The sequence below is a fragment of the Limosilactobacillus sp. genome (genome assembly GCF_022651205.1).
GTDB lineage: Bacteria > Bacillota > Bacilli > Lactobacillales > Lactobacillaceae > Limosilactobacillus.
This window is the reverse complement of record NZ_JALCQI010000005.1, coordinates 14,264-37,317: the sequence shown is the minus strand read 5'-3', so window position 1 is coordinate 37,317 and position 23,054 is coordinate 14,264. Positions and strand designations below refer to the sequence as shown.

Below are 23,054 nucleotides of genomic sequence, written 5' to 3'. Positions count from 1 at the left end.
ATTAATTTACTTTATTAATCAGCTTATCCGACTTATTCAGCGTAGGTTTCCTTAATTGAACCAACTGAAAGAGCACCGAGAGCTAACACAATCCCACCAAGGATGAACATGTTAACTTGTGAGTGACCAAAGAGTGGGAACAATGCGAAACTAAGCAATGAAGCAACAATCTGTGGTAAACAAATCGAACCATTGAAGAGTCCAAGGTAAGTTCCCATGTGCTTACCGGATAATGCGTTAGTAACAATTGTTAATGGGTAAGTGTTCATTCCGGCCCAGGCAATACCAACAAGAATGTATGAAATAATCAATGTCCATTGATCGTGAATGAAGAAGACAGAGATAAATCCAAATGCACCGAGAAGTAAACTACCAGCGTATCCTAACTTGTGGTACTTGTTAGGAACCTTGGCCAATACATATGACCAAACAACGGCAGCGATTGATTGAACAGCAGCTAAAACACCATACCAGTTACCAGCGGCTTGGTAACCTGCTGAAGTAGCGTTGGTTGTATCCCATACGTTCTTGGCAATTGCACCAGCTGAGTATGTCCAGAGATATTGGAATGCGAACCAGCAGAAGAATTGAACAAGAGTTACAGTCCAGAAAGCCTTAGGAGCAGTCTTTAGCAGAGTGAACCAGTTTCCACCTTCAGTGTTATCTTCTTCAGTAATACCGTGGTACTTAGCATAGGTTGCTGGGTCATATTCGTGAACCCGGAAAACAGTAAACAAACTAGTGATAATCAGTAATGCTGCACCTACATAGAAGGCAACCTTAACAGAATCAGGAACAACACCCTTAGGAGCAATGTTCTTAACCCCAAACCAAGTAAAGAGGAATGGGAAAATTGCGGCTAAAACGGCACCGGTGTTTGATAAGAAACTCTGAATACCATATGCATAACTCTTTTGGTCATCATTAACCATGTCACCAACCATCATCTTGAATGGTTGCATGGCAACGTTAGATGATAGGTCCAAAAAGGCAACGGTAATTGCACCAAACCATAAAGCAGCTAGTGATCCATAACCGAAACCAAAACTACCAGAGTTAGGCAACAGCAACATAACAATAACGGCAACAATCATCCCTAAAAGAAGGTATGGAAGACGCCGACCACCGAGTTTTGGTGCCCAAGTACGGTCTGAATAATAACCGACAATTGGTTGAACAACCAATCCCATTAATGGTGGCAAAATAAAGAACCATCCTAGGTTATTAGGGTCGGCACCAATCGTTTGGAAAATCCGACTCATTTGTGAACTTTGCAAGGTGAAGGCGGTCTGAACACCAAGGAAGCCGAAGTTGATCATCCAAATCGTGCTTCTAGAAAGTGTTGGCAAGCCTGCGCCCGCTGGCTTTTCTTGACTCATTAATTACACCCCTAATATTCTAAATCTTTTTGTCATGAAAGCGCTTCATGACTTTTTACAATTATTAATATACCAGATTCTAAAATCTTGTGCAACCGTTTGCGCAAATTTTTGTAAGGGTTTTCTGCATTTAAGACAAAAAAAGAGACTGTGTTCATTATCAGTCTCTTTAACGTAAGTTGTAAGATTTATCGAAATGGGATCGCCGGGAACTGAATGCAGCATGGTTGAGATCGGTTCGCCGCGACTTTCCTCAGGTTAGTGGTTCTAATGCAGTATTGCCGAAATGTGTTCGCCAGAAACTTGCTAGAGCTGGTGGGCTAATGCGGCATAGTCGAGATCGGTTCGCTGCGACTTTCCTCAAGTTACTGATTCTAATACGGCATAGTCGAGATGAGTTCGCCAGAAACTTGCTAGAGCTAGCAACCTCCTTCCTAGGCGCAAGTCGCCTTCGTCAGGAGAAATTGCTAGCTTTCCGCAAGTTTTTTGCTGGCTCACACTCTCACACTCTTACCTTAAACCCAACATAACCATGATGTTTGGTTGGATCAAATAAAAGGTGGACGGCTTCTTTGCCTAATTCTCGTGGCTGCAAGTCAATCTTTCCGTCACTATTTGTTAGCATCCCCATGAGTCGGCTATTGTTAAAACAAAGTACTGGTAATGATAATTTTTGCAACTCATGAGAAAAGCGGACGAATAATAGGTCATCGGAGAATAGCAATCCATCAACCTCAGGATGAGCATCAAGAAATTCGTCCAATGAATCTGCCTTTGTTCCTAACTGCCAGATAATCCCGTTGCGGTCATGTTCGTGCATATATTCTTCATAACCCTTAGCCCGTTCTCGCTCAAACATCCACGGATTAACTGATTCAAGGAATGCCGGACAAGTGAGCTGGCGGCTTTCAAAAAGATGTTCTGTAGCTTTCTTTCCAGCCGCTACATTATCATTATCAACAAAGCGATCGGGATGGTGATCAGTTGGGTGACCAATGACCACAAAATTAAGGTTATTTTTTCGTAAATATGCAGTGACGGGATCGTTTTTTAGAGAGTAAAAAACCAGGAAATTATGAACTTTCGATTGGTCAACCATTGACCGAACCTCTTCTAATAGCTCATCTTGGGTCGTTGCAATTGATACTACCATCTCGTAGTGGAGCGGTTGGAGCGCTGCACTAACTCCCCGCATCAAGTCAATATGAAACGGATTCGCCGGAGCGGTATCTTCTGTTACCGGAAAGATTAAACCGACCATATTTGATTCACCACGTGTGAGATTTCGTGCTGTATAGTTAGGCTGGTAGCCCATTTCAGCTGCGATCTTCTTAATCCGTTCCCGTGTTTCTTCACTAATCCTTGAATTATCATTCAACGCCCGCGATGTCGTTGAAACGGATACTCCCGCCTTCTTTGCAATGTCCTTAATTGTTACCATTACGGCCGCCCCTCGATTTTAAATGGAATAAACTCTCCTAATTCTACCAGGTATAGACCCATTTGAACAACCGGGATTGGCTTCATGATGTTTAACGCCTGACGATATAACTCTAGTTGTCCTCGGTAACGATCCGTAATTTTAGCTAATTCAAACTCTCGATAGTTTGGATCAATATGATCAGTTTTATAATCAACCAAAATGATCCCTTCTGCCGTCTCTAAGTAGCCATCAATAATCCCGTGAATCAATATTCTTTCATCATCCTTTGCCTGAACTTCTTTGAAAAGTTCATGACCATTCATGATCATCGCGAACGGTTCCTCACGGTGGTAGTTTTCGTTATTTTTTATAATTTGCTGTCCCAGAGCCGTTTGGAAGAATGCAGCAATTCCTTCTACGTTGATGTGACCGGCAACCGCTGGACTAATCAAATGTTCTTGAACTAATTTCTTAATTTCATCATGAACCTTGTTATCATCTATCGGCTCACCATTTAGTGGTAGTTTTTGGAATACCAAGTGGGTAGCGGTCCCCACTTCCGTTGCTGCTGGTGATTGATCATCTTGTTGGATAAATTGGGGTACTGCAAAATCATTTTTTAAGTAAAGTCCCCGATTCTTTATTTTTCGTTGCTGATCATAATCCCATTGTCCCATTTCACGATTATCCGGATCCTCAAAGACTCGTTTTACATCTGTAACCGACTGGTAAGCCGTCGTCTCTGTGGCAACTTCATGTGGATACCGGAAAGCAAGAATTTGGTTAATCTTTTCCGCTGACAATGTTTTAACTGTCTCAGAGTCTTCCTCAGCTATATTAACCGGCCTCGTGACTGCATCCAGTTGTTGTTCAACATCTTCAGCAGTATATGTTTGCGCAATAAAGGCTGGTGCTGAACTCATCCCCGCAAATTTCTTTCCTGTATCAAGTGGACTTGGTTCTAAAGTGACTCCTGCATCTTCCACCGTCTTACCGGAAATGCTTAACTTAGCGGCATTGAATTGCTTAGAGTACCGAGCAAGCGCTAGTCCAATCCAATCCATGAAGGACTTCGCGTTAATTCGTAATTGCGCACCAATTAACTGTTGATCACTCTGAAAAGCTTTTTGCCAACCATTCCACGCATCAGCTAGTTTCTGCCCCTTCCGACTTTCGTTAAAAGAAGCAGTAACAATCAGTCGTTGCTCAGCACGGGTTAACGCAACGTAAAGAACCCGTAAGTCCTCTGCCCGTTCTCCCTGCTGAATATTATTTAAGATAACTTGGCGCTGGGGCGTATCATAAACTAACCGTTGTTCATCCATCACCTTAATACCAACGCCAGAATCTGGATCAACAACCGCATTTTCTCGCACCGCGGAATTATTAAAGTGGTGGTTCGTGTTAATTAAAAAGACAACTGGGAACTGAAGTCCTTTACTTCCGTGAATCGTCATCACGTTAACTGTATTGGTATCCAGTTGGGTGGGTGCTACGCCAAGATCCTGATCATGTTCTTGCATTTTTTCAATAAAGCGGGTGAATTGGTAAAGGCCCTTAAAGCTACTTTGCTCATACGTATGTGCCCGTTCATACAATGCATGGAGGTTGGCCTGGCGCTGTTGACCACCAGGCATCGCTCCTACATAGTCCAAATAACCAGTTTCTTGGTAAATTCGCCAAATTAAATCGACCAATGTTTGCTGTTGAGCCACTTGGCGGAATTCAGTTAGTTGCTCAATAAAAGTTGCCAGTTTCTGCTGAAGTCGGGTTAACTGGTCGGCTGTCAGTGCTGACCGTTGCTGAAGGTGATGATGTTCAAAGTTATCATGACACGTTACCATTGCGGTATAAAAATCAGTTTGCCGATTTTGAAGTCGAATGAATGCTAATTCTTTATTACTAAGGCCAACAATTGGTGAGCGAAGGACCGCAACTAACGGAATATCCTGCTTAGGGTTATCAATGACTTTCAGTAATGACATCATTACCCGAACCTCGGTTGCTTGAAAATAACTTTCTACATCATGAACTGTCAACGGAACCTCTAACTCGTTGAATTGTTCCATTAATGTATTATTGATGTTCTTCGTCCGCTCTAGGAGAACGATATCTCCATACTGAACCGGTCGCATCTGCTTTGAATTCTTATCATAAATCAACTCTTGATTAGTTACCATTTGCTTAATCCGCATGGCCACCATTCGGAGTTCTCCGGTTAATTTATCGTCTTCCTGCGGCTTTTTAGGATCAACATTTGCATCGTAAAGTAATACCTCAGCAGGCTTAATCTTATTATCTGGATTTTCATCATAGTACGTTGCTGCATACTTAAGGTGGGCGTCTTTATCGTAATCAATCTCACCTACTTGGCGATCCATCAATTGTTCAAATAAAAGGTTTGTAAAGCCAGTGACATTACTCATTGACCGGAAATTCTCCGCCAAGACAATTGATTCACCACCCTTGCCCTTTCGATAATGTTGGTATTTCGTAAGAAAAAGACTTGGGTCTGCTTCACGAAAACGATAAATCGACTGTTTGACATCCCCCACCATAAAGAGGTTATGTCGTTCGGGACTAGTCAACTTCATCAAGATTTTTTCCTGAAGCGGGTTGGTGTCCTGGTACTCATCGATCATTATTTCCTGATAATGATTACGTAGTTCATCAACGAGGGTGCTCCAATCTGGTTGATCAGCAGGTGGTGTCAAAATTTGGTAAGCATAGTGTTCCAAATCACTAAATTCCAAGACATGACGGTTTAGCTTAGCTTGTTGGTAGGCTCGTGAAAACTTAATTGTTGCCGCAGATAACTCCCTTAAGACCTGCGCCGAACGGTCAGCAATTTTTCTAAACTGCTGCTCATCATATTCAAAATAATTTGCTACCAAAGATTTTAACTGATCTTTAAGCCCATTTCGCGCCTTTATCAGGGATTGGTAGGTTTCATATTCTGGATCCTTCTTTTTGGCGCCACCACTCATTCGGGCATACTTGATTTCTTTGAATGCAGCACGAATTTCTCCCCATTTTTCCTGATCTAAAACGGCTATCAGTCCCCTAATTTGCGTTTGATCACCCTTAATGATCTCGGCAGGCTTACCATAACCAAGATCTGCCATTCGCAAACTCAATTCACCATAATCGCTAACTAACTGCTTTAATTTATCCTTAACAACCGGCTTTAACTGTTCCTGGTAAAATTTTGTACTTGTAATCGAGTTATTTCCCAGGAAATAATTTTCGGCTAGTCCATTTAACCATTGTTCTGGTTCTGGCTGTGCGTTTGCTGTTTCGTATAACTTTAATACAAGTTCATCTAAACCTTGAGCGTCACGGTCACTGGAAAAGTTAGTAACTAGTTCACCAAAATTTATCTGGCTTTCTGCTGTCTGGTCAGTCGATGATTCATACAGTTTCTCACTAACTTGTTGCCAGATTTCTTCCTGGAGTAAGAGTCGTTCAGTATCATCGGTTAGTAAACGAAACTGGGGATCGAGGTGAATTAGGTAATAATAGTGCTTAATTAGTTTTAAGCAAAAAGCATGGATCGTACTAATATCTGCCGTAGCTAAACGGTTAATTTCATTCTCCATTTGGCGTTGCTGACGCTGTTCTTCTGCATTATGGGCTGGCTGACGGACTGCCTCTTGAAGGGCGTCACGAATTTTATCCCGCATACTCTTCGCAGCAGCATCAGTAAAGGTCACCATTAGCATCCGATCAACATGGATCCCTTCTTTAATCAGCTTAATGGCACGTTGAACAAGAACCGCGGTTTTCCCCGATCCTGCAGAGGCAGAAACAAGAATATTCTTTCCTCGATCATCAATTGCTTGCTGTTGACTTGGTGTTGGCTTGAATGTTGCCATTGCTATTCAGCGCCTCCCTCTTTCTTTGCACTATCAAAGTCGTCTTTTGCCTTCTTTGGATCAAGTTGCCGGTAACGTTGCTGATCCAGCATATTATCGAATTGGTAAATATCCTTAAAGTCACTATAGTCTAACCCCGTGGACCGTTTACTCCCTTCAATTAAACGGTAAGGATTCAACTTCACTTGCCCTTCAAGAATCTTATTTCCAGCACCAATGATTAACTGCTTATTCCATTCCTGAAGCCACCGTAATTGGTCTGGAGTAACTAAAAGTGCGTCCTTTTTTGCCGAAATGCCACCTTTTTTTGTGACCTTTAATGGGTACAGAACTGATTGGTTATCCTGGAGTTTCTGATCAAGCGAATCAAGGACTGCCGGCTCATTCAAAAGGATCCCCTTGTATTCATGCGAGCTTAACTGTAGTTCTTCTAACTCCTTATGCTGGTTTCGTTTCCAATCAAATTTTGGATTACTTAAATGTAAGTATAATGCACCAGCAAGGCGGGCTGTCGGCTCATCTAATTCCTGAAGATTACTTTGAAGTCCATTTAAGTAGGTCAATAACTGCAATGAAATTCCGTAATAAGCGGACGTGAGATCAAATGTATGGTTGCTTGACTTGTAGTCAACGACGGTAAGAAAATCACTCGGTTTAGGAAGATCACTTAATTGGTCCTTAGGAAGACGATCGATTCGGTCAATTCGTCCCCGTAAGTAAATCCGGTCTCCAGAAGCCAGCGGATAATTGAGGGCTTTCAAATTAACTTGATTTGGCGCACCGATTCTTCCAAATTGGGCTTCGGTCTTGAATGGTTGAGCGTTAGTATACTGTGCTTGTTGACACATAGTCTCTAGCATCGTTGTAACAATTGTCCGTAATTGCTGATACTGAAATTTTGCCTGGGCTGACGACTCAGTTAACCGCGTCAAATCAGGTTGATTCTCCTCAGCAACTTGCAATGCCTCATTGATAAATTCTTTCAAGTGTTGTGTATCAGTAGCTAGTTTCTTTAAGCTAATTTGTTGCTGATTAGTATTATTAATAAACGTCTCCATTGCCTTATGGAAAAACGTTCCAATTCGATCCGGCGACATTTCGAGACGATCCCGTTTTTGAAGCCGCAAGCCATACTTCAAGAAGTATTCATACTGATTAACATAAAAGTTCTGTAATTGAGAAATTGAAGCATATAAAACCCGATGCTGAGCTTCATTAGGGGCGGTATGAAGATATAAGGCTTGGGCAAGTGTCGCACCAATATCATCAACAACATTATGGTAATTAAATCCCTGCGTTACTAGTTCTAAGCGTTGATGTAATTTATTCCCTAGTGCTTGATCATCAGTAGATGGACTTGCTTGCCATTGCCGAGCTAATAAGATTAGATCGCGTTCCACTTTTTTCCAAGTTGATGGTAATTTAGCAACACTAGAAGCCGTCTTTTGATCGTCACGAATTTGCCGTCCTACGCGAACAAGTTGGCTCAAACTAGCTTCTGGACTACTAATAAATTGTTCAGCGCTCTGCTGTCCCGCTTTACTGGTTACTAGCGGCGAATTGATAATTGGCTGTTGAAGATAATTAGCTAAATCTCGCATGTAAGGAGAGATTGTTAATTCCTTATCATCATTCGTTGCTTGTGGTGCGGTAAAAATCAGTTGATCCCTTGCGGAAAGCATCCCCAAATAATGAACAAATGGCTCATTATTTAATTCAGTTACCATATCAGCTGGCAAATATTGATAATCTGCATCAAGGTATGGCGCCAAAATCTGCTTATCTTGATCGGTTAATAGACCGTTATTCTCACGTACCTCAGGCATAACGTCATCAGTTGAGCCGATCATAAAGACAACCTTTTTATTCTGGCTTTGCACAATCCCAGTTTCAGAAACAACAACCTGGTCAAGCGTTGCTGGAATTTGCGAATATTGTGCTGCCGAGAATCCTGCTTGAATAATCTCGTTAAATTCGTCAAGATAATTGTCAATGTTTTCTTCACTTAACTGATCATTTCCAAGGATCTCAACATATTCTTGCAATATTTGGCAAAACTTTTCCCAGACTTGCTGAGGCCGACGGGCAAGATCAAGGTCGCGAGTACTTTGATACTGCTGCCACTGGTGTAGCCGTTCTGTAACTCCATTTTGTTGTAAAAAATCAAAGAGTACGGTTGCTAATTCCCGGCCTGACGTCACCTGCTTTAATTGCTCAAAAAACGGTACAATCGTGTTTGCAACGTAATTACGAACGATTGAGAGTTGATGGTTTAACTTGTCTACTCGCGAAGAAGCACCTTTCCTGGTAACTTCACTATCCTTAACGGTCCATACTTTTGCAATCCATTTATCGTTTACCCAGGCCTGCTTTCCCCGAATCGCCTGTTTTAGACACCAATTCTCGGTAACAAAAACAGCTTCCTGGAAATCGTGAATTGACATCAAGTCACCCGTAGATAGCCGTGGTACTAGGAGCCAAGTCTTTAGCAACTGCATTATATCAGCAAGCTGGTACCCCCTTTGTTCAACGGTAAATAAGGTACTGAGCAAGATTACTAGCGGGTGCTGATCCATTTTTCGTTCGTGATCATCAAAAACAGGCACCTGGTTCTTAGCAAAGATTGGCGTAATCATATTTTGATAGCCATCGAGGTGTCTCGTTAAAACGAGAAAATCACGGTAACGGTACTTACCACTAGCAACTAGCTGACGAATTTGGGTAGCAACCTTTTCTAATTCTTCTCGCCGGTTAGCCATTGTGTAAAATTGAATAGCCGATGGATCCTTTAATTCTGCAGTATCCATTGCTGCAACCGGCCCTTCCGCATAGCGCTTAAAATAGCGATCGACTGTTTGAAGATCACTGTTAACTCGCGGTTTTGTTGCAAACCATACATTAGTTTGCAGTTTAATCTGCTGTGGCTTTGCCTGAGCAAGTTTCCACAATCTTCGGTAGACCATTGCTGAGGAATAAAAAAGATCGTTTTCAGCAGGAAGTTCACTTGGATTAGGGTGATTTTGATCGGGATAGCCACGATCAAGGACTAACGAAACCATTGTTGCCGCACCATTTTCTATCAGTGCATCAACAATTCGCTGCTCACTTGCTGTAAACTGCGCAAACCGGTCAATGAAAAAGTGCATATGGTGAACCTCGTCATTCGTTTGCAAATACTGCACTAATTGCAGATAAAGTTCATTATTTCCCAGGAAATTTTGTCGAAGTTGTTCCTCATAGGCATGGTAGATAACTTCAACATCATGCATCTTAGTTAGCCAAACCCGGTTAGCTCCTGAAGACTGATCCTGCTGAATCTGATCCAAAATTGTTGAAAAATCGTCTGCAGAAATATTAGCGCTTTTTAGTTCTTCAAGTTGCTCAGTCAGTTTTTGAATAAAGCCTGGACGCTTGATTTCGCTTGCGTAAAGATGTAGTTCATCGGCGTGCTCTTGTGCAACTTGTGACGCTAACATTGTCATCCCAATTTTAGAGATTCGGGGTGTTTGGAATGCTGGAGTATCACGTAAAAGGAACCAGGCCAGTCGGCTAAACGACAGTACTTGGAGCTTTTCTGAAGCAAACCTTTGGGCACTATCAAACCCAGCAAGTTTTCGCAGTCCTGCTAAAACATTTATTTCCGTTTCAAACTTAATGTGGTTCGGAACCAAATAGAAAAAACGATCTTTTGCTGTTGCGTTCTTCATTTGCGCAGCCAACTGTTCTACCATTACTTGCTCATGATTCATTGCACGAGTACCTAAAACAAAGCCGAGAGTTCCCACGGTGATCCATCCTTTTCATATAAATTCATGTTTAATTCTATCATATATCGAACAAATGTTCATAAACTATTTTTGTTAATTTTAAAAGTCAGAAACTCACTAAACACCTGAATAAACCATTCTAGGATTTAGTTAGCTTCTGACTTTTTATTATAGGTAAGCCTGCTTAAAGAAAATCAACGCTTGAATCAGTGCGAGGAAAGCAATTACCCACCGGATTAATTTTGCAGGAATATGGCGAAGAACAATTGGCCCTAAGTAGCCACCAATAAACATCCCAATCGCCATTGGAACCGCATCCCACCAATATATCTTCGAAGTGAACGAATAAATAATTAAGGCGATCAGGTTGGTAAACCCACAAACCGCGTTCTTAATCGCATTTACCACTAAGAAATTTTCATCGGTTAGGTATGTTAACAGGACCAAAATTACGATTCCACTTGCCGCGCCAAAGTATCCTGCATATCCACCAACAATCACTAGGAGGAAAATATACAGTCCCTTTAACCATTGAGGTTTTTGTTGGGTTAAATCAGGCTGGTGTTTCCCAGAAATCAGGATCATTGCTCCAGCAATCAAAATAAAGAACGGAACAATACGTTCAAAAACCTTTCCCGGAAATGCGAGTAGGAGAAAGCAACCTATAATTGAACCGACCACGGTAAAGAAGCCATATGTCCATACCTCGCGCCAGTGACCATGAAGTTCTCGTCCAGACGCAAAGACCGCACCAAGACTATTCCATATTAATGCTGCATCATTAGTTACATTAGCATAAACTGGTGCTACACCAACACTGAGAAGTAATGGGTACGATGCTAGAGAAGCAAATGAAGCCGCAGAGGCTAAAATCCCCGCAACAACACCGCCTAATAATAAGTAAATTAACATTCCAACTGATGGAATACTTGTCATCTTTCTCTCCCCACCAAAATTTAATTAGCCGAATTCTAAAGGATCGGCGATAACAACCTTGAAAATGTTTGTTTAAACCGGAGCCACCTTGATTGGCTGGCAAACATTTCTGGAGTAATCACTCGTGAATCACGAATATCATTTACAAAGATCTGCTCCAACTTATCCGTCATGTTCCGGTCATAAATAAAGGAGTTAATTTCGAAGTTTAGTTTAAAGCTCCGAAAATCAACATTGGCTGATCCAACACTTGCCATTCTTCCATCGACCATCATTGTCTTGGCGTGCAAGAAGCCCTTCTCATAAAAGTAAATCGTAATATCATGGTTTGCCAACATTCGTGCATAATATTGTGTGGCCCGATAAACAAAGGCATGATCCGGCTTACAAGGAACCATTATCCGAACATCTACCCCTGAATGGGCTGCCACTTGAAGCGCATCAATCACACTATCATCTGGAATTAAATATGGTGTTTGAATCCAAATATGATCCGTTGCCGCATTAATTAAGCGGAGGTAACCTAACTTAATGTTTTCTTGGGGCGATTCTGGTCCGCTAGACACAATCTGCAATGAGGTTTCATTTGCGAGCTGGGTCTTATCTAATTTAATCTCGGGAAAGAAGCGACTAAAGTGAAGGATCCGATCTTCCTTCCGTTTAATTGAAGCGTTCCAATCTCGAATAAAACGTTGCTGAAGGCTGTATACACCGCCACCAATGATGCGCAAGTGGGTATCACGCCACGGGCCGAATTTTTTAACCCGACCAAGGTATTGATCGCCAACATTAAAGCCACCAATATAACCAATTTCACCATCAATCACAACAATTTTCCGGTGATCACGGTAGTTTAGCCGGAAATCAATAAAGTTACTATGGGTCATCAAGAATGGCGTTGCATAGCCGCCCCGTTTACGAAGTCCATCATAAAAGTTAGAGCGGACTCCCATTGAACCCCATGAATCATAAAGGACCCGAATTTCGACTCCTTCTGCAGCCTTTTGCTCTAGGAGGGTCCGTAACTCATTTCCGATTTGGTCATTGTAAATTGTATAAAATTCAATATTAATGCTTTCCTTTGCAGCTTCAATATCATCAAAGAGTTGGCGGAACAACTTATTTCCTTCCGTATAAATCTTGACATTATTATGCCGCGTCAAAAAAGCGTTATCTAGACTTTGAAAAAGCATTATTGTTCGTCGGTACATTTGAACCGTTGAATGCTTTGGTTTCGGCATATTTTGAAACTGGATTTTTTGCCGCTCAACAGCCTGTTTAAGCTTTAATTGTGTCTGGGACCTAATTCGCTCCAAACGTCTTTGTGGTAACTTTCTGCCAAAGAATGCATAAAGAATAAAACCAACTACCGGAAGAAGGAGCAGCACGAGCAACCATGCCCACGTTGCCGCAATATCCCGCTTCTCTCTAAACACAGTAAATAGTGCCGCAATTTCGTTAATAACAACGATCGCAAGCAATACCCATTTAATAATACTCCACGTCAGTATCATCACGGCACCTCCCCTTTTTATCCCCTCAATTCTAACTCATTCAAATTAGATAACCAACGGCGGTCATTAAAAATATTCCTTTTTTTGCTATATAATAATACACAATTATTCCAATGAAACGAGGATTAGCTATGTCAACAATTTATCTTCGCCGTGCCAAACTAACAGACTTAGACGCGATTATGAAAATCATTGAAGAAGCTCGTGAAATGTTAAAGGAGAACGGTAACCCCCAATGGCAAGACGGTCATCCCGATCGTAATGCAATTACTCAAGATATTTCCCAGGAAATAAGTTGGGCTCTCATGGTTAACAATCAAATTGCGGGGTTCGCTGCTCTCCAACTTTCTCCCGAACCCTCTTACAAAACAATTTACAACGGTCAGTGGAGCCATCCCGATGCTCCCTATGCCACAATTCACCGAGTAGCAATTTCGAGTCATTACCGTGGACAAGGACTTGCCAAATTTCTTTTCAGTAACTTAATCACCGTTGGTCAACTTCAGGGACAAACTAATTTCCGCCTCGATACACACAAAAAGAATAAACCAATGCAAAGTCTTGCCAAAAAATTCGGCTTTGTACGTTGTGGTGAAGTTAAAGTTGATGATAAAAATGATCCTAATCGGATTGCCTTCGAACTAAATCTCCAACACGGTTATAAAGTCAATAGAATTACTAACGACTTTATGAAAGGACTGCTAAAATAGATAGTGTGAATTACTTTTTACATTAGGAGGGGTTTTATGCAGTACGCAAAAAATGATCTTGGTCACCTTGTTCGTCAACACAACGAACTTGTTAACAAGATCCAAAAGATTCATCCAGAAATTGAACAACTTAGCAATCGAATTGGTTTGAAGCCTGATGATGACTTTTGGAAGATGTACTTAAACCAGCAATGGTTACCCACAAGCACAGCAATCCAAAGCCGCTTCTTTAGGCTCCAAAAAGAATTCTTTGAGCTTGGTGAAAAGGCGGGACTAATTGAAATTAAAATTAAGCAATTAAAAGAAAACGCTGCTTAGTACAAAAAGAGGTTGGAGATAAATCCAACCTCTTTTTGTACTAAAGATGATATTACTAGCCTTCCGGGAATTTTTTTAGCGAAAGCACTCTATAGATCAAGACTTACCTTCAGTCCCCGATCAACTTTGTTCATTACCGAAACACTGAGGTGATCAATCCGGTCCATTAATCGTTGTTTGTCGATTGTCCGGATCTGTTCTAGGAGAACAACTGAGTTCCGTGGGATCCCAGTTACTTCACTTTTTAACAAAACATGGGTCGGCATTGTTTTCTTTTGCGAGTGAGTCGTAATGGGGGCCACAATGACGGTCGTACTAAAGTGGTTGCCAACGTCATTCTGAACGATCAGAACGGGACGTTGCCCTCCCTGTTCCGAACCCACTACTGGTGATAGATCGGCGTAAAAAATATCTCCCCGTTTTACTTCTTTTTCCTTCATTTCGGTAATTTTCTCCTTAAGCTAATCCTTGTTACTTTAATATGATAAAAACGGATTTACAGGAAAGGCCCTATAAACAACAAACTCCCTTCCAGATGCTTTCAACATCCAGTTGGGAGATGCTTTAATGTTATTTAGCTAAGTTCTATTCACTGATTACTTGTTTTCAGTACTTTTGTCAGTTTCGTCTTTAGCTTTGTCATCAGCTGGTTGGTACTGATCGCTGTCATCCTTAACGGCATCCTTGGCATCAACAACTACCAATTTGCCATCCTGCATTTCAGCAACTAAGTGCTTTGCGTCAAGGTGGTCAAGGTAGTAGTCAGTAACCTTATCACGGATTTCACGTTCAATTACCCGACGAAGTGGACGGGCACCCATTGCCTTGTCGTATCCTTCATCAATCAGGTATTGCTTTGCAGTGTCAGTAACATTAACATCCATATTCTTCTTAGCCAAAGTCTTGTTAACATCAGCTAACATTAAGTCAACGATCTTCTTCAAGTCGTCCTTTGTTAAACTGTGGAATTCAACAATTGCGTTGAACCGGTTCAAGAATTCTGGACGGAAGTAATTGGTTAACTTCTTAATCAAATCTTCCTCATCGTTATCGTCACCTAACTTAACTGGGGCATCGTTAGAATAACCAGCATTAGAGGTAGCGATAATAATTGTATTCTTGAAGTCAACAGTGTTTCCTTGACCATCAGTTAACCGACCATCGTCAAGAACTTGAAGCAAGAGGGTAATTACTTGAGGGTTGGCCTTTTCAATTTCGTCTAACAAGATGATTGAGTATGGGTGACGACGAACCTTTTCAGTTAAGGTATTACCGTTATCCTCATAACCAACGTAACCAGCAGTTGCACCGATTAACTTAGAAACCGCTGTTCGGTCAGCATATTCTGACATGTCCAAACGGATGATATCATTCTTACTACCGAACATATCGAGTGCTAATTGCTTTGCAAGCTCAGTCTTACCAACACCAGTAGGACCAACGAAGAGGAAACTGCCAATTGGTGAGTCGCCTTCATCAAATCCTGCACGGTTACGACGAATAGCTCGAGCAACAGCTTCAACGGCCTTGTCTTGACCAATAACCTTACCTTCAAGCCGCTTATCCATGTCCTTCAACCGCTCGACATCACTAGCACCAATCTTTGAAACTGGGATGCCAGTCATTTGTTCTACGGCATTGGCAACATCTTCAGGAGTTGCGGTAACCTTATCGTTTTCGGAGCCTTCCTTGAGTTGCTTTTCAAGGTCAGCAATCTTCTCCTTAGCAGCTTGAGCAGTCTTGTAGTCTTCCTTCTTGGCTGCTTCAGTTTGCTTCTTCTTCTCGTCCTCAATGTCCTTTTCGATCTGCTTAGCATCATGTGCTGGATGCTTAGCTGCCAAGTGAGCAGCAGTCATATCTACAAGGTCAATTGCCTTATCTGGTAATGAACGTTGTGGCATGTATTGAACTGAGTAATCAACAGCTGCCTTAAGGACATCATCTGGTAACTTAACGTTGTGGTGTTGTTCGTATAGCTTCCGCAATCCCTTTAAGATAGCAAGTGTGTCTTCCTTGCTTGGGGCGTTAACTGTTACCGGGTTGAACCGCCGTGCTAAGGCTGCATCCTTCATAATAGTATTCCGGTATTCATCCTGAGTCGTTGCACCGATTACGGTAATTTCTCCCCGTGACAATGCTGGCTTCATGATGTCAGACATTCCCTTTGAACCATCGGCATCACCAGCAGAACCAGCACCGATGATTTGGTGGATTTCATCGAAGAAGAGAATGATGTTTCCGGCTTTTTTGACTTCATCAATTAGCTTTTGCATGTTCTCTTCAAAGCTACCACGGTATTGGGTTCCGGCTTCAAGGCTAGAAATATCAATACTGATAATCTCCTTGTCCTTAATTGCTGCTGGAACATCTCCAGAAACAATTGCTTGAGCTAACCCTTCAACAACCGCAGTCTTACCAACCCCGGCGTCACCAACTAATACTGGGTTATTCTTTGTCCGCCGACTTAAGATCTCGGCAGTTTCTTGAATTTCTTTGTTCCGCCCAATAACTGGATCGAGTTTATGCTGACGTGCTTCTTCTGTTAGGTTACGACCTAGCTTAGTTAAAATACTGTTCTTTCCTTTATTTGACTGTTGTCCTGGTTGCTGTGGAGCAGCTCCACCAGGTAATTTACCAGTCTGACGATATTGTGCAAATTCTTCAGGAGTGACTTCTCTACCATTAATGAGGTAGCGGCGGTTATCAGAATTAAAACCATTCATTCCACCCATTAATGAATTAAAAATGTCGTTCATGTCTCCGTCGAATGGGTTCATTGGATTTTGTGCCATAAGTACATTCCTCCCTTAATATCTTCGTTTATTTCTTAATCATCACAATGCCTTATTCGAGATAGTGTTCTTCTAACTCTTTCAGGACTTCCCACATCTTCTTGTGTTGCGCCTGAGCTAAAGCATCTAGGTCCCTTAAATTCAGTGGCGTGGCGCTCGACTGAGGTTTATTAAAAGACTTGTGTAAAGTCGTGTAGCCGTATCCGGAACGTTTCGATACTTGATAAATCGTTAAATTATGGATCTCCAAGTAATGTTTTACATCAATCCGCATATCCTCACTCCCTTTACATTTATTATTATATCACATCTGTGGTATATCACAAGTGTGAAGCATCTATTTTTTCGAAAAATATTTAAAAAGATGTTGACTTTGATTAAAAAAGAATTAGAATATTAGTAATCTCTTAATCAATTGAGGAATGAATAATTTAGTATCCTTGTAATCCCTTTTCTTTTGTGTGCTAACATTCCATTCCCAAGCGTTCCCCAAGCGTTTGGGAATTACTACTTTACTCATTCCAATTCGGTAAAAGGTCCTCGACATTTTGTCGGCGGCCTTTTATCTTTTTATGGAATTTTAATTAAACTAACTATTATTTTAACCAAGCTTTTTAATTGCTTCCCTTAAACGATTCAGGCATACTTAAGCTAGTTGAATAACATTAGCTAATTATCCAAAAGGGGGATATTAATTATGAGCACTTACAAAGTAAAAGCAACTAAGACTACCACCGGAATGCAGGTTTCTGCTGGTACACGGGGATTTGAAATTACCTTTGATGAACCTAATAGCACTAATACTGGGATGAATCCAGTAGAAATTCTCCTTACATCATTTGGTGCTTGTCAGGCAATTACTGCTACTGAATTAGCACGAAAGCGTCACTTTGATCTCCAAGCCTTTTGGGTAGATATTTCTGGTGATCTTGGTCATGAAGATGTCAGCGATAATGATAACCGTTATAAATTTACGGAAATTCGCTACACCCCTCACTTGAGAAGCGATGAATCTGAAGAAGATATTAAAAAGTTTCTCGCTGATGTTGCCCGTAAGTGTCCCGTAGAAAACACGCTTGCTTACGGAACAAAGCTTGTTGAAGATGGCTTTGTTGTTGAAGACTAGGAGTGACTTCTAATGCCATATATTAAAAAGCTCCGGAAAAAGGTCGGCCATGAACCACTCATTATGACTAGTGCCTCTGGAGCATTATTAAACGATAACAATCAAGTCCTATTACAGGCACGAGCTGATACTGGCGACTGGGGATTTCCTGGCGGTTACATGGAATATGGAGAAGCGTTTAGCGATACCGTTAAACGTGAATTTAAGGAAGATGCTGGGTTTGAAATTACGCCAGTTAAATTATTGAAAATCCAGGATCAGAATTTCTATACCTACCCCAATGGTGATCGCGTCCAGCCAGTCAACGCTTTCTATCTCGTCAAATTGGTAGATGGTAAGCATTTTGCCACTAAGCCTGATGAGACAGTCAAGGTTCAATATTTTGATCTCGCAAAGGAACCACCGAAGTTCTTTAATGATCAACACACAGAAATGTGGCAAATCCTTAAAGAAGAACTAAGCTTAAAGTAATCATTTCTAAATTGCCCTAACGATTAGCTAAAAGGCTTCGTTAGGGCGATTATTTTTTTGTCCCAAAATCTGTCACCCCCTAATTATGCTAAAATGGGCTTAATTACGTATTTTAGAAGCAACGAGGAGAGAAATTATGATTTGGACATGGGACGTCATCCGACGCATCATTGAAGTTCTTTGGTTAATTAATATTGGCTTTGCAATCTGGACTGTTTTCCGCAGCAGACGCGATATTGCAGCTACGTGGGCCTGGCTACTGGTTTTATCAGTATTTCCCGTTGCCGGCTTTATTCTCTACATGTTTGTTGGACGTCAACTATCCCATGACGATATCTTTACCATTCAAGAAGAACAAGCCAAATATCGTGACACCTTCCTGAAAAAACAACATGAATTATTGGAAAAGCACGAACTTCTCCCGGAAATCAAGCAGAAACCCCGGGCACGAATGCTGGCTAATTTAAACCTTAACAATGATGAAGCAATGTTGACCTTTAACAACCGTGTCAAAGTATTCACTGATGGACATGCTAAGTTTGACCAATTAGTCAATGACATCAACCATGCAAAATCAACGATCAACGTTGAGTACTACACCTTCTATGCTGATCATCTCGGTAACCGAATTCTCGATGCTTTGGTCCAAGCGGCCAAGCGCGGTGTTAAGGTTCGCGTCCTTTATGATGCTAGCGGTTCTCATGGAACTAAGCCATCATTTTTTGCCCCTCTTGAGAAATTTGGCGGTCAGGCACAGGCATTCATTTCAAGCTCCTCCAAGTGGTATACTTCACCGCGACTAAATTACCACCTTCACCGAAAGTTGGTTATCATCGACCATAATATTGGCTACATCGGTGGTTTTAACATTGGTGATCAGTACCTTGGTGAAAGTCCAAAGTTTGGTTACTGGCGTGATACCCACCTAAGAGTTGTTGGCCAGGCTTCCATGATGATGGAAGTTCGTTTTGCGATGGATTGGAATACAACCTGCCGTAAAACCCAGATGCCGCAAATTTCAATTGATAACGAGCTAAAGAACTTCACAATCGAACATCCCCAATCAACGGATCCCAATGAAGTCCCTATGCAAATCGTTTCATCAGGACCAGACAACCAAAAGTACGCCATTCGTCGTGGGTATGAAGGCATTATCGCTACCGCCCGCAAGTATGTCTACATCCAATCGCCCTACCTAATTCCTGAAGGTTCAATTCTAGAAGCACTGATTATCGCTGCCAAAAGTGGTGTCGATGTTCGCATCATGGTTCCTTGCATGCCCGATCACCCTTTTGTTTATCGAATGACTGAATACTACGCTAAGTACCTTGTTCAAAACGGGGTTAAAGTTTACCGTTACGACAATGGTTTTATCCACGCCAAGACAATGGTATCTGGTTCAAACATTGCATCAGTTGGTTCAGCCAACCAGGATTACCGGAGCTATAAACTTAACTTTGAAGTGAACGCCTTTACTTATAGTTCTCAGCTTTCGAGTGAGTTGAAAAAGATCTTTGAAGATGACCTACTTAAATGTACCCCAATGACCGAAGAATACTTTGCTAAGCAGTCACGGTGGTTAAAGTTCAAGCAAGAATTCTCCCACCTCTTGGCACCAATATTCTAAATTTAGGGGATGAATTAAAATGAATAAAGAAAATGCTAAACGGGTTAAGGATGTCCTAATTGCAATCCTTGTTATTATTGGTGTCCTTGCCATTCTTCCAGCAATCATTACCATAGTCGTAACTGTCTTTTCTGGACTTTTCGCTGGCTTTTCATTTGCCTACATTGTAATCACTGAAATGATGGGACACTGGTCAACTAATATTTGGACAAGTTTCTTTTACCTTGGATTAATCATTGCTGAGATTGGCCTATTGATTATTATCATCCCCCTACTTATTTGGGGAATTAAGTGGCTAATCAAAGCCGTTAAATGGGTAATTGACGTAATCAAATACCGCTTGGGAGGCATCAACAATGAAAAGAGCAATTAAGTGGGGAAGTATCATTTTCTTTTGCGGACTAATTATCTCCGGAATCGCCTACCTTGGCCATAAACAACCATTCGATCCATTAACGCCAATCGAGGAATCCAAAGCTAACCATGACGTTCTTACCCGAAAATCATTTAATAAAGTTGACATCACAGCTAGTTCAGCCGATGTGGTAATCAAGCAGGGCGAACACTACACTGTTTCCTATTACGGAAAGAAGACCCACGCTGTTCATGCCACCATCAAAAACGGTACGCTTAAAGTAACGCAGACCCCAATAACTCATTCCAAGCTGGCTCCCATCCAAATCATTAACGGTAGTGATAAAGATCGCTGTGTCATCACCATTCCTGAGGGAAAGACGCTTACTAACATCAAGAGCCATGTTAATAACGATCTGATTCTAAAACAGCTTTCAGCCAAAAATGTGACGTTAGATAGTAACAGTGGGGATATTAGTATCCTTAATGGTGAATTCGATCGGGGTACCGTTACAACGACGAGTGGGGATGTTGATATTAGTCACTCTTCACTTCTGAATACAAAATTAGCTTCAACCAGCGGTGACATTACGTTAGCCAAAGTTTCTCTAACTAAGGGAAGTTCTACGCTGACTTCTGGTGATTTTACAGGACGGCGATTAACCATCACTGGCCACTATACTGTTACCAACCAAAGCGGGGATAATTTGGTCACTAAATCAGCAATCGACGGTGCTAAGCTCACTACTACAAATGGCGATAATAAGTTAAAACGACACCACAGCAATGGCGGCTCTCTCAAACAGAATCTAAACGAACCTAATGTTATCTATTTAAAGAATATGAGCGGGGATAATACAATTAAATAGAGTGCTGTCGCCCCAAAGAGTTTCCGGAAAGCTAGCAATTTCTCCTGACGAAGGCGACTTGCGCCTAGGAAGGAGGTTGCTAGCTCTAGGAAACTCGGGCGAAGCACGTTTTAACAATGTTGTCTATTGGCTAGCTCGAAAAAGACTAGGTTATGTAATATTAGAAGTTAAAAAATCTATACATTTTTAAAGCAGACGAAGAGGCTGGGGATAATCCCCCGCCTCTTCGTTTTAGGAGTTGTTTAAGTTTTTAATTAATTATTGTTCTTACCTAATATTAGTAGATGCCATCGTAAGCCTTTTGGTAGAGGTCAATGATTTCTTGCTTGGTACCCTTCCGAGGGTTGGAGAATGCATTACCATCCTTCAAAGCATTTTCAGCCATCAATGGGAAGTCTTCTGGCTTAGCACCAATTTCCTTAATTGATGCTGGAATACCAACAGCTTTGCACATTTCCTTCATTCCATCAATTGACTTTTGAGCAGCCTGCATGGTGGTTAAACCAGTGGTGTCGTAACCCATAATTTCGGCTAATTCTGCAAACCGTTCTGGGCAAGCAATTAAGTTATACTCTTCAACGGTAGAAAGCAATAATGCACAGCAAACACCGTGTGGAGCATCGTATTGACCACCAAGTTGGTGAGCCATTGCGTGAACGTAACCCAGGTTAGCGTTGTTGAATGCCATCCCGGCAAGCATTTCTGCTTCAACCATCTTGGTCCGTGCTTCAACATTGTGACCATTAGCTACTGCTTCTGGCAATGCAGTTTGGATTAATTGAATAGCTTCCTTACATTGACTGTCGGTAATTGGATTGTGGTCAACTGAAACATATGGTTCGATTGCTTGAACAAAGGCATCACAACCAGTAGCGGCAGTAACTGATTGTGGAACATCTAGCATTAACATTGGGTCATTGAAGGATACCAATGGAATGTTCCGCCATGAAACAACAACGAACTTTAAGTGGTCCTTTTCGTTAGTAATAACGGCGTGACGAGTTAATTCTGAACCAGTACCAGCAGTTGTGTTAACAGCCATTAGTGGTGGTAGTGGCTTATCTAGGGTTTCAATTCCGGCTAACTTGGTAATGTCATCCCCGTTAGTCAAAATAATTCCGATTCCCTTACCACAGTCGTGAGCTGATCCACCACCAACAGTAATGATTGAGTCACAACCTTCGTCTTCGTACATCTTCTTACCAGCCTTGATGTTCCGAATCTTTGGGTTTGGTTCTACACCAGTGAAGACTGAGTAGTTAACTCCTGCCTTGTCCAATGATGCAAGAGTTTGCTTAACTGGACCATTATCAATAGCAGCCAAGTTATCTTGGGTTACAACCAATACCTTGTGCATTCCAAGCATCTTTGCCCGATCACCAATTTTTTCAATTACTCCTGGGCCAAAGAAGTTAACACTAGGCATCAGAAAGTCAAATTGTCTATTCATTTAAAATAACCTCCTCAAATCATCTGTATACGTTTTCATTATGAAGCATTGTGAAGGCCATTGCAAATTATAATTGACTAATAATGATTAGAATCAAGACAAATATCCTCATTTGTTCCATTACGAGATTTGTAAACTATTTATTTAGTCATTATTTGTTAAATTCTTTTCAAATTCTGCTCGAAGCAACTGTGCAATCGGGTTATAAGTATGAAGGATTCGGTCAACTTCCGCAATTGAATCAGCAGGACTAATATTTAACTGTGGGTTAATCGCCATTTGTTTCATGTGAAACCCTGTAGTTACTAACTGCAATTTGTGCTCGTGATCTCCTGTAGCCACTGAATAATAATGACAACCTTCTTCGTTACTGTCGCTGTTACTGTCGCTCCTTATATCTTATTCAGCTTTATCATAACTAATTTTCTCTTGAAAGCAAAAAC

General features: G+C 41.4%; 18 protein-coding genes. 7 read left to right on the top strand and 11 right to left on the bottom strand.

What is annotated here, in order from left to right; all coding sequences use genetic code 11:
* Positions 1 to 32: 32 nt before the first annotated feature.
* The 6 genes from LKJ51_RS02365 to cls (LKJ51_RS02340) all read right to left on the bottom strand — a co-directional run bounded on the left by LKJ51_RS02365 (position 33) and on the right by cls (LKJ51_RS02340) (position 12,894).
* A complete protein-coding gene (locus tag LKJ51_RS02365; protein WP_291978540.1) occupies positions 33 to 1,379 on the bottom strand; it encodes an SLC45 family MFS transporter in 1,347 nt (448 codons plus the stop codon).
* Positions 1,380 to 1,881: 502 nt separating this feature from the next.
* A complete protein-coding gene (locus LKJ51_RS02360) occupies positions 1,882 to 2,820 on the bottom strand; it encodes a LacI family DNA-binding transcriptional regulator (RefSeq protein WP_291978538.1) in 939 nt (312 codons plus the stop codon).
* Positions 2,820 to 6,677, bottom strand: a complete 3,858-nt coding sequence (addA, locus tag LKJ51_RS02355) for a helicase-exonuclease AddAB subunit AddA (protein ID WP_291978537.1) — start codon at positions 6,675 to 6,677, stop codon at positions 2,820 to 2,822. Before addA ends, LKJ51_RS02360 begins: the two co-directional genes overlap by 1 nt.
* Before the next feature lie 2 nt (positions 6,678 to 6,679).
* Positions 6,680 to 10,462: a PD-(D/E)XK nuclease family protein gene (locus LKJ51_RS02350; RefSeq protein ID WP_291978536.1), complete on the bottom strand. Its 3,783-nt coding sequence runs from the start codon at positions 10,460 to 10,462 to the stop codon at positions 6,680 to 6,682.
* Between the two features lie 150 nt (positions 10,463 to 10,612).
* Complete coding sequence (locus LKJ51_RS02345; RefSeq protein WP_291978535.1) at positions 10,613 to 11,380, bottom strand: sulfite exporter TauE/SafE family protein; 768 nt, start codon at positions 11,378 to 11,380, stop codon at positions 10,613 to 10,615.
* Positions 11,381 to 11,415: 35 nt separating this feature from the next.
* Positions 11,416 to 12,894 carry a cardiolipin synthase gene (gene cls / locus LKJ51_RS02340; RefSeq protein ID WP_291978534.1) on the bottom strand — a complete coding sequence of 493 codons (1,479 nt, stop codon included), beginning with the start codon at positions 12,892 to 12,894 and terminating at the stop codon, positions 11,416 to 11,418.
* A 131-nt stretch (positions 12,895 to 13,025) separates the two neighbouring features.
* Between cls (LKJ51_RS02340) and LKJ51_RS02335 the strand changes: the two genes are divergently transcribed.
* On the top strand, positions 13,026 to 13,604 hold the full coding sequence (locus LKJ51_RS02335; protein WP_291978533.1) for a GNAT family N-acetyltransferase: 579 nt from the start codon (positions 13,026 to 13,028) through the stop codon (positions 13,602 to 13,604).
* 36 nt (positions 13,605 to 13,640) lie between these two features.
* Positions 13,641 to 13,922 (top strand): hypothetical protein, encoded by a 282-nt coding sequence (locus tag LKJ51_RS02330; protein ID WP_291978532.1) that lies wholly within the window; start codon positions 13,641 to 13,643, stop codon positions 13,920 to 13,922.
* Positions 13,923 to 14,011: 89 nt separating this feature from the next.
* On the opposite strand, the gene LKJ51_RS02325 is transcribed toward LKJ51_RS02330, so the two are convergent.
* From LKJ51_RS02325 to LKJ51_RS02315, 3 genes are all read right to left on the bottom strand, one after another.
* Positions 14,012 to 14,362 carry a type II toxin-antitoxin system PemK/MazF family toxin gene (locus tag LKJ51_RS02325; RefSeq protein ID WP_291978531.1) on the bottom strand — a complete coding sequence of 117 codons (351 nt, stop codon included), beginning with the start codon at positions 14,360 to 14,362 and terminating at the stop codon, positions 14,012 to 14,014.
* 156 nt (positions 14,363 to 14,518) lie between these two features.
* Positions 14,519 to 16,714: an ATP-dependent Clp protease ATP-binding subunit gene (locus LKJ51_RS02320; protein WP_291978529.1), complete on the bottom strand. Its 2,196-nt coding sequence runs from the start codon at positions 16,712 to 16,714 to the stop codon at positions 14,519 to 14,521.
* 52 nt (positions 16,715 to 16,766) lie between these two features.
* Positions 16,767 to 16,988 (bottom strand): transcriptional regulator, encoded by a 222-nt coding sequence (locus tag LKJ51_RS02315; protein ID WP_291978528.1) that lies wholly within the window; start codon positions 16,986 to 16,988, stop codon positions 16,767 to 16,769.
* Positions 16,989 to 17,411: 423 nt separating this feature from the next.
* Between LKJ51_RS02315 and LKJ51_RS02310 the strand changes: the two genes are divergently transcribed.
* The 5 genes from LKJ51_RS02310 (at position 17,412) to LKJ51_RS02290 (ending at position 21,161) form a co-directional block, all read left to right on the top strand.
* Positions 17,412 to 17,840, top strand: a complete 429-nt coding sequence (locus LKJ51_RS02310; RefSeq protein WP_291978527.1) for an OsmC family protein — start codon at positions 17,412 to 17,414, stop codon at positions 17,838 to 17,840.
* A gap of 12 nt (positions 17,841 to 17,852) precedes the next feature.
* Positions 17,853 to 18,311: an NUDIX hydrolase gene (locus LKJ51_RS02305; RefSeq protein ID WP_291978526.1), complete on the top strand. Its 459-nt coding sequence runs from the start codon at positions 17,853 to 17,855 to the stop codon at positions 18,309 to 18,311.
* Between the two features lie 136 nt (positions 18,312 to 18,447).
* Positions 18,448 to 19,938, top strand: a complete 1,491-nt coding sequence (gene cls, locus LKJ51_RS02300; protein WP_291978525.1) for a cardiolipin synthase — start codon at positions 18,448 to 18,450, stop codon at positions 19,936 to 19,938.
* A 19-nt stretch (positions 19,939 to 19,957) separates the two neighbouring features.
* Positions 19,958 to 20,311, top strand: a complete 354-nt coding sequence (locus LKJ51_RS02295) for a hypothetical protein (RefSeq protein ID WP_291978524.1) — start codon at positions 19,958 to 19,960, stop codon at positions 20,309 to 20,311.
* Positions 20,295 to 21,161, top strand: coding sequence for a DUF4097 family beta strand repeat-containing protein (locus tag LKJ51_RS02290; protein ID WP_291978523.1), 867 nt, complete (start codon positions 20,295 to 20,297; stop codon positions 21,159 to 21,161). Before LKJ51_RS02295 ends, LKJ51_RS02290 begins: the two co-directional genes overlap by 17 nt.
* Before the next feature lie 277 nt (positions 21,162 to 21,438).
* Here the strand turns inward: LKJ51_RS02290 and LKJ51_RS02285 are convergent, their stop codons facing one another.
* Positions 21,439 to 22,611 carry an iron-containing alcohol dehydrogenase gene (locus LKJ51_RS02285; RefSeq protein ID WP_291978522.1) on the bottom strand — a complete coding sequence of 391 codons (1,173 nt, stop codon included), beginning with the start codon at positions 22,609 to 22,611 and terminating at the stop codon, positions 21,439 to 21,441.
* Positions 22,612 to 22,755: 144 nt separating this feature from the next.
* Entirely contained in the window at positions 22,756 to 22,953 is a 198-nt protein-coding gene (locus LKJ51_RS02280) for a hypothetical protein (protein ID WP_291980080.1), read from the bottom strand.
* Positions 22,954 to 23,054: the final 101 nt, after the last annotated feature.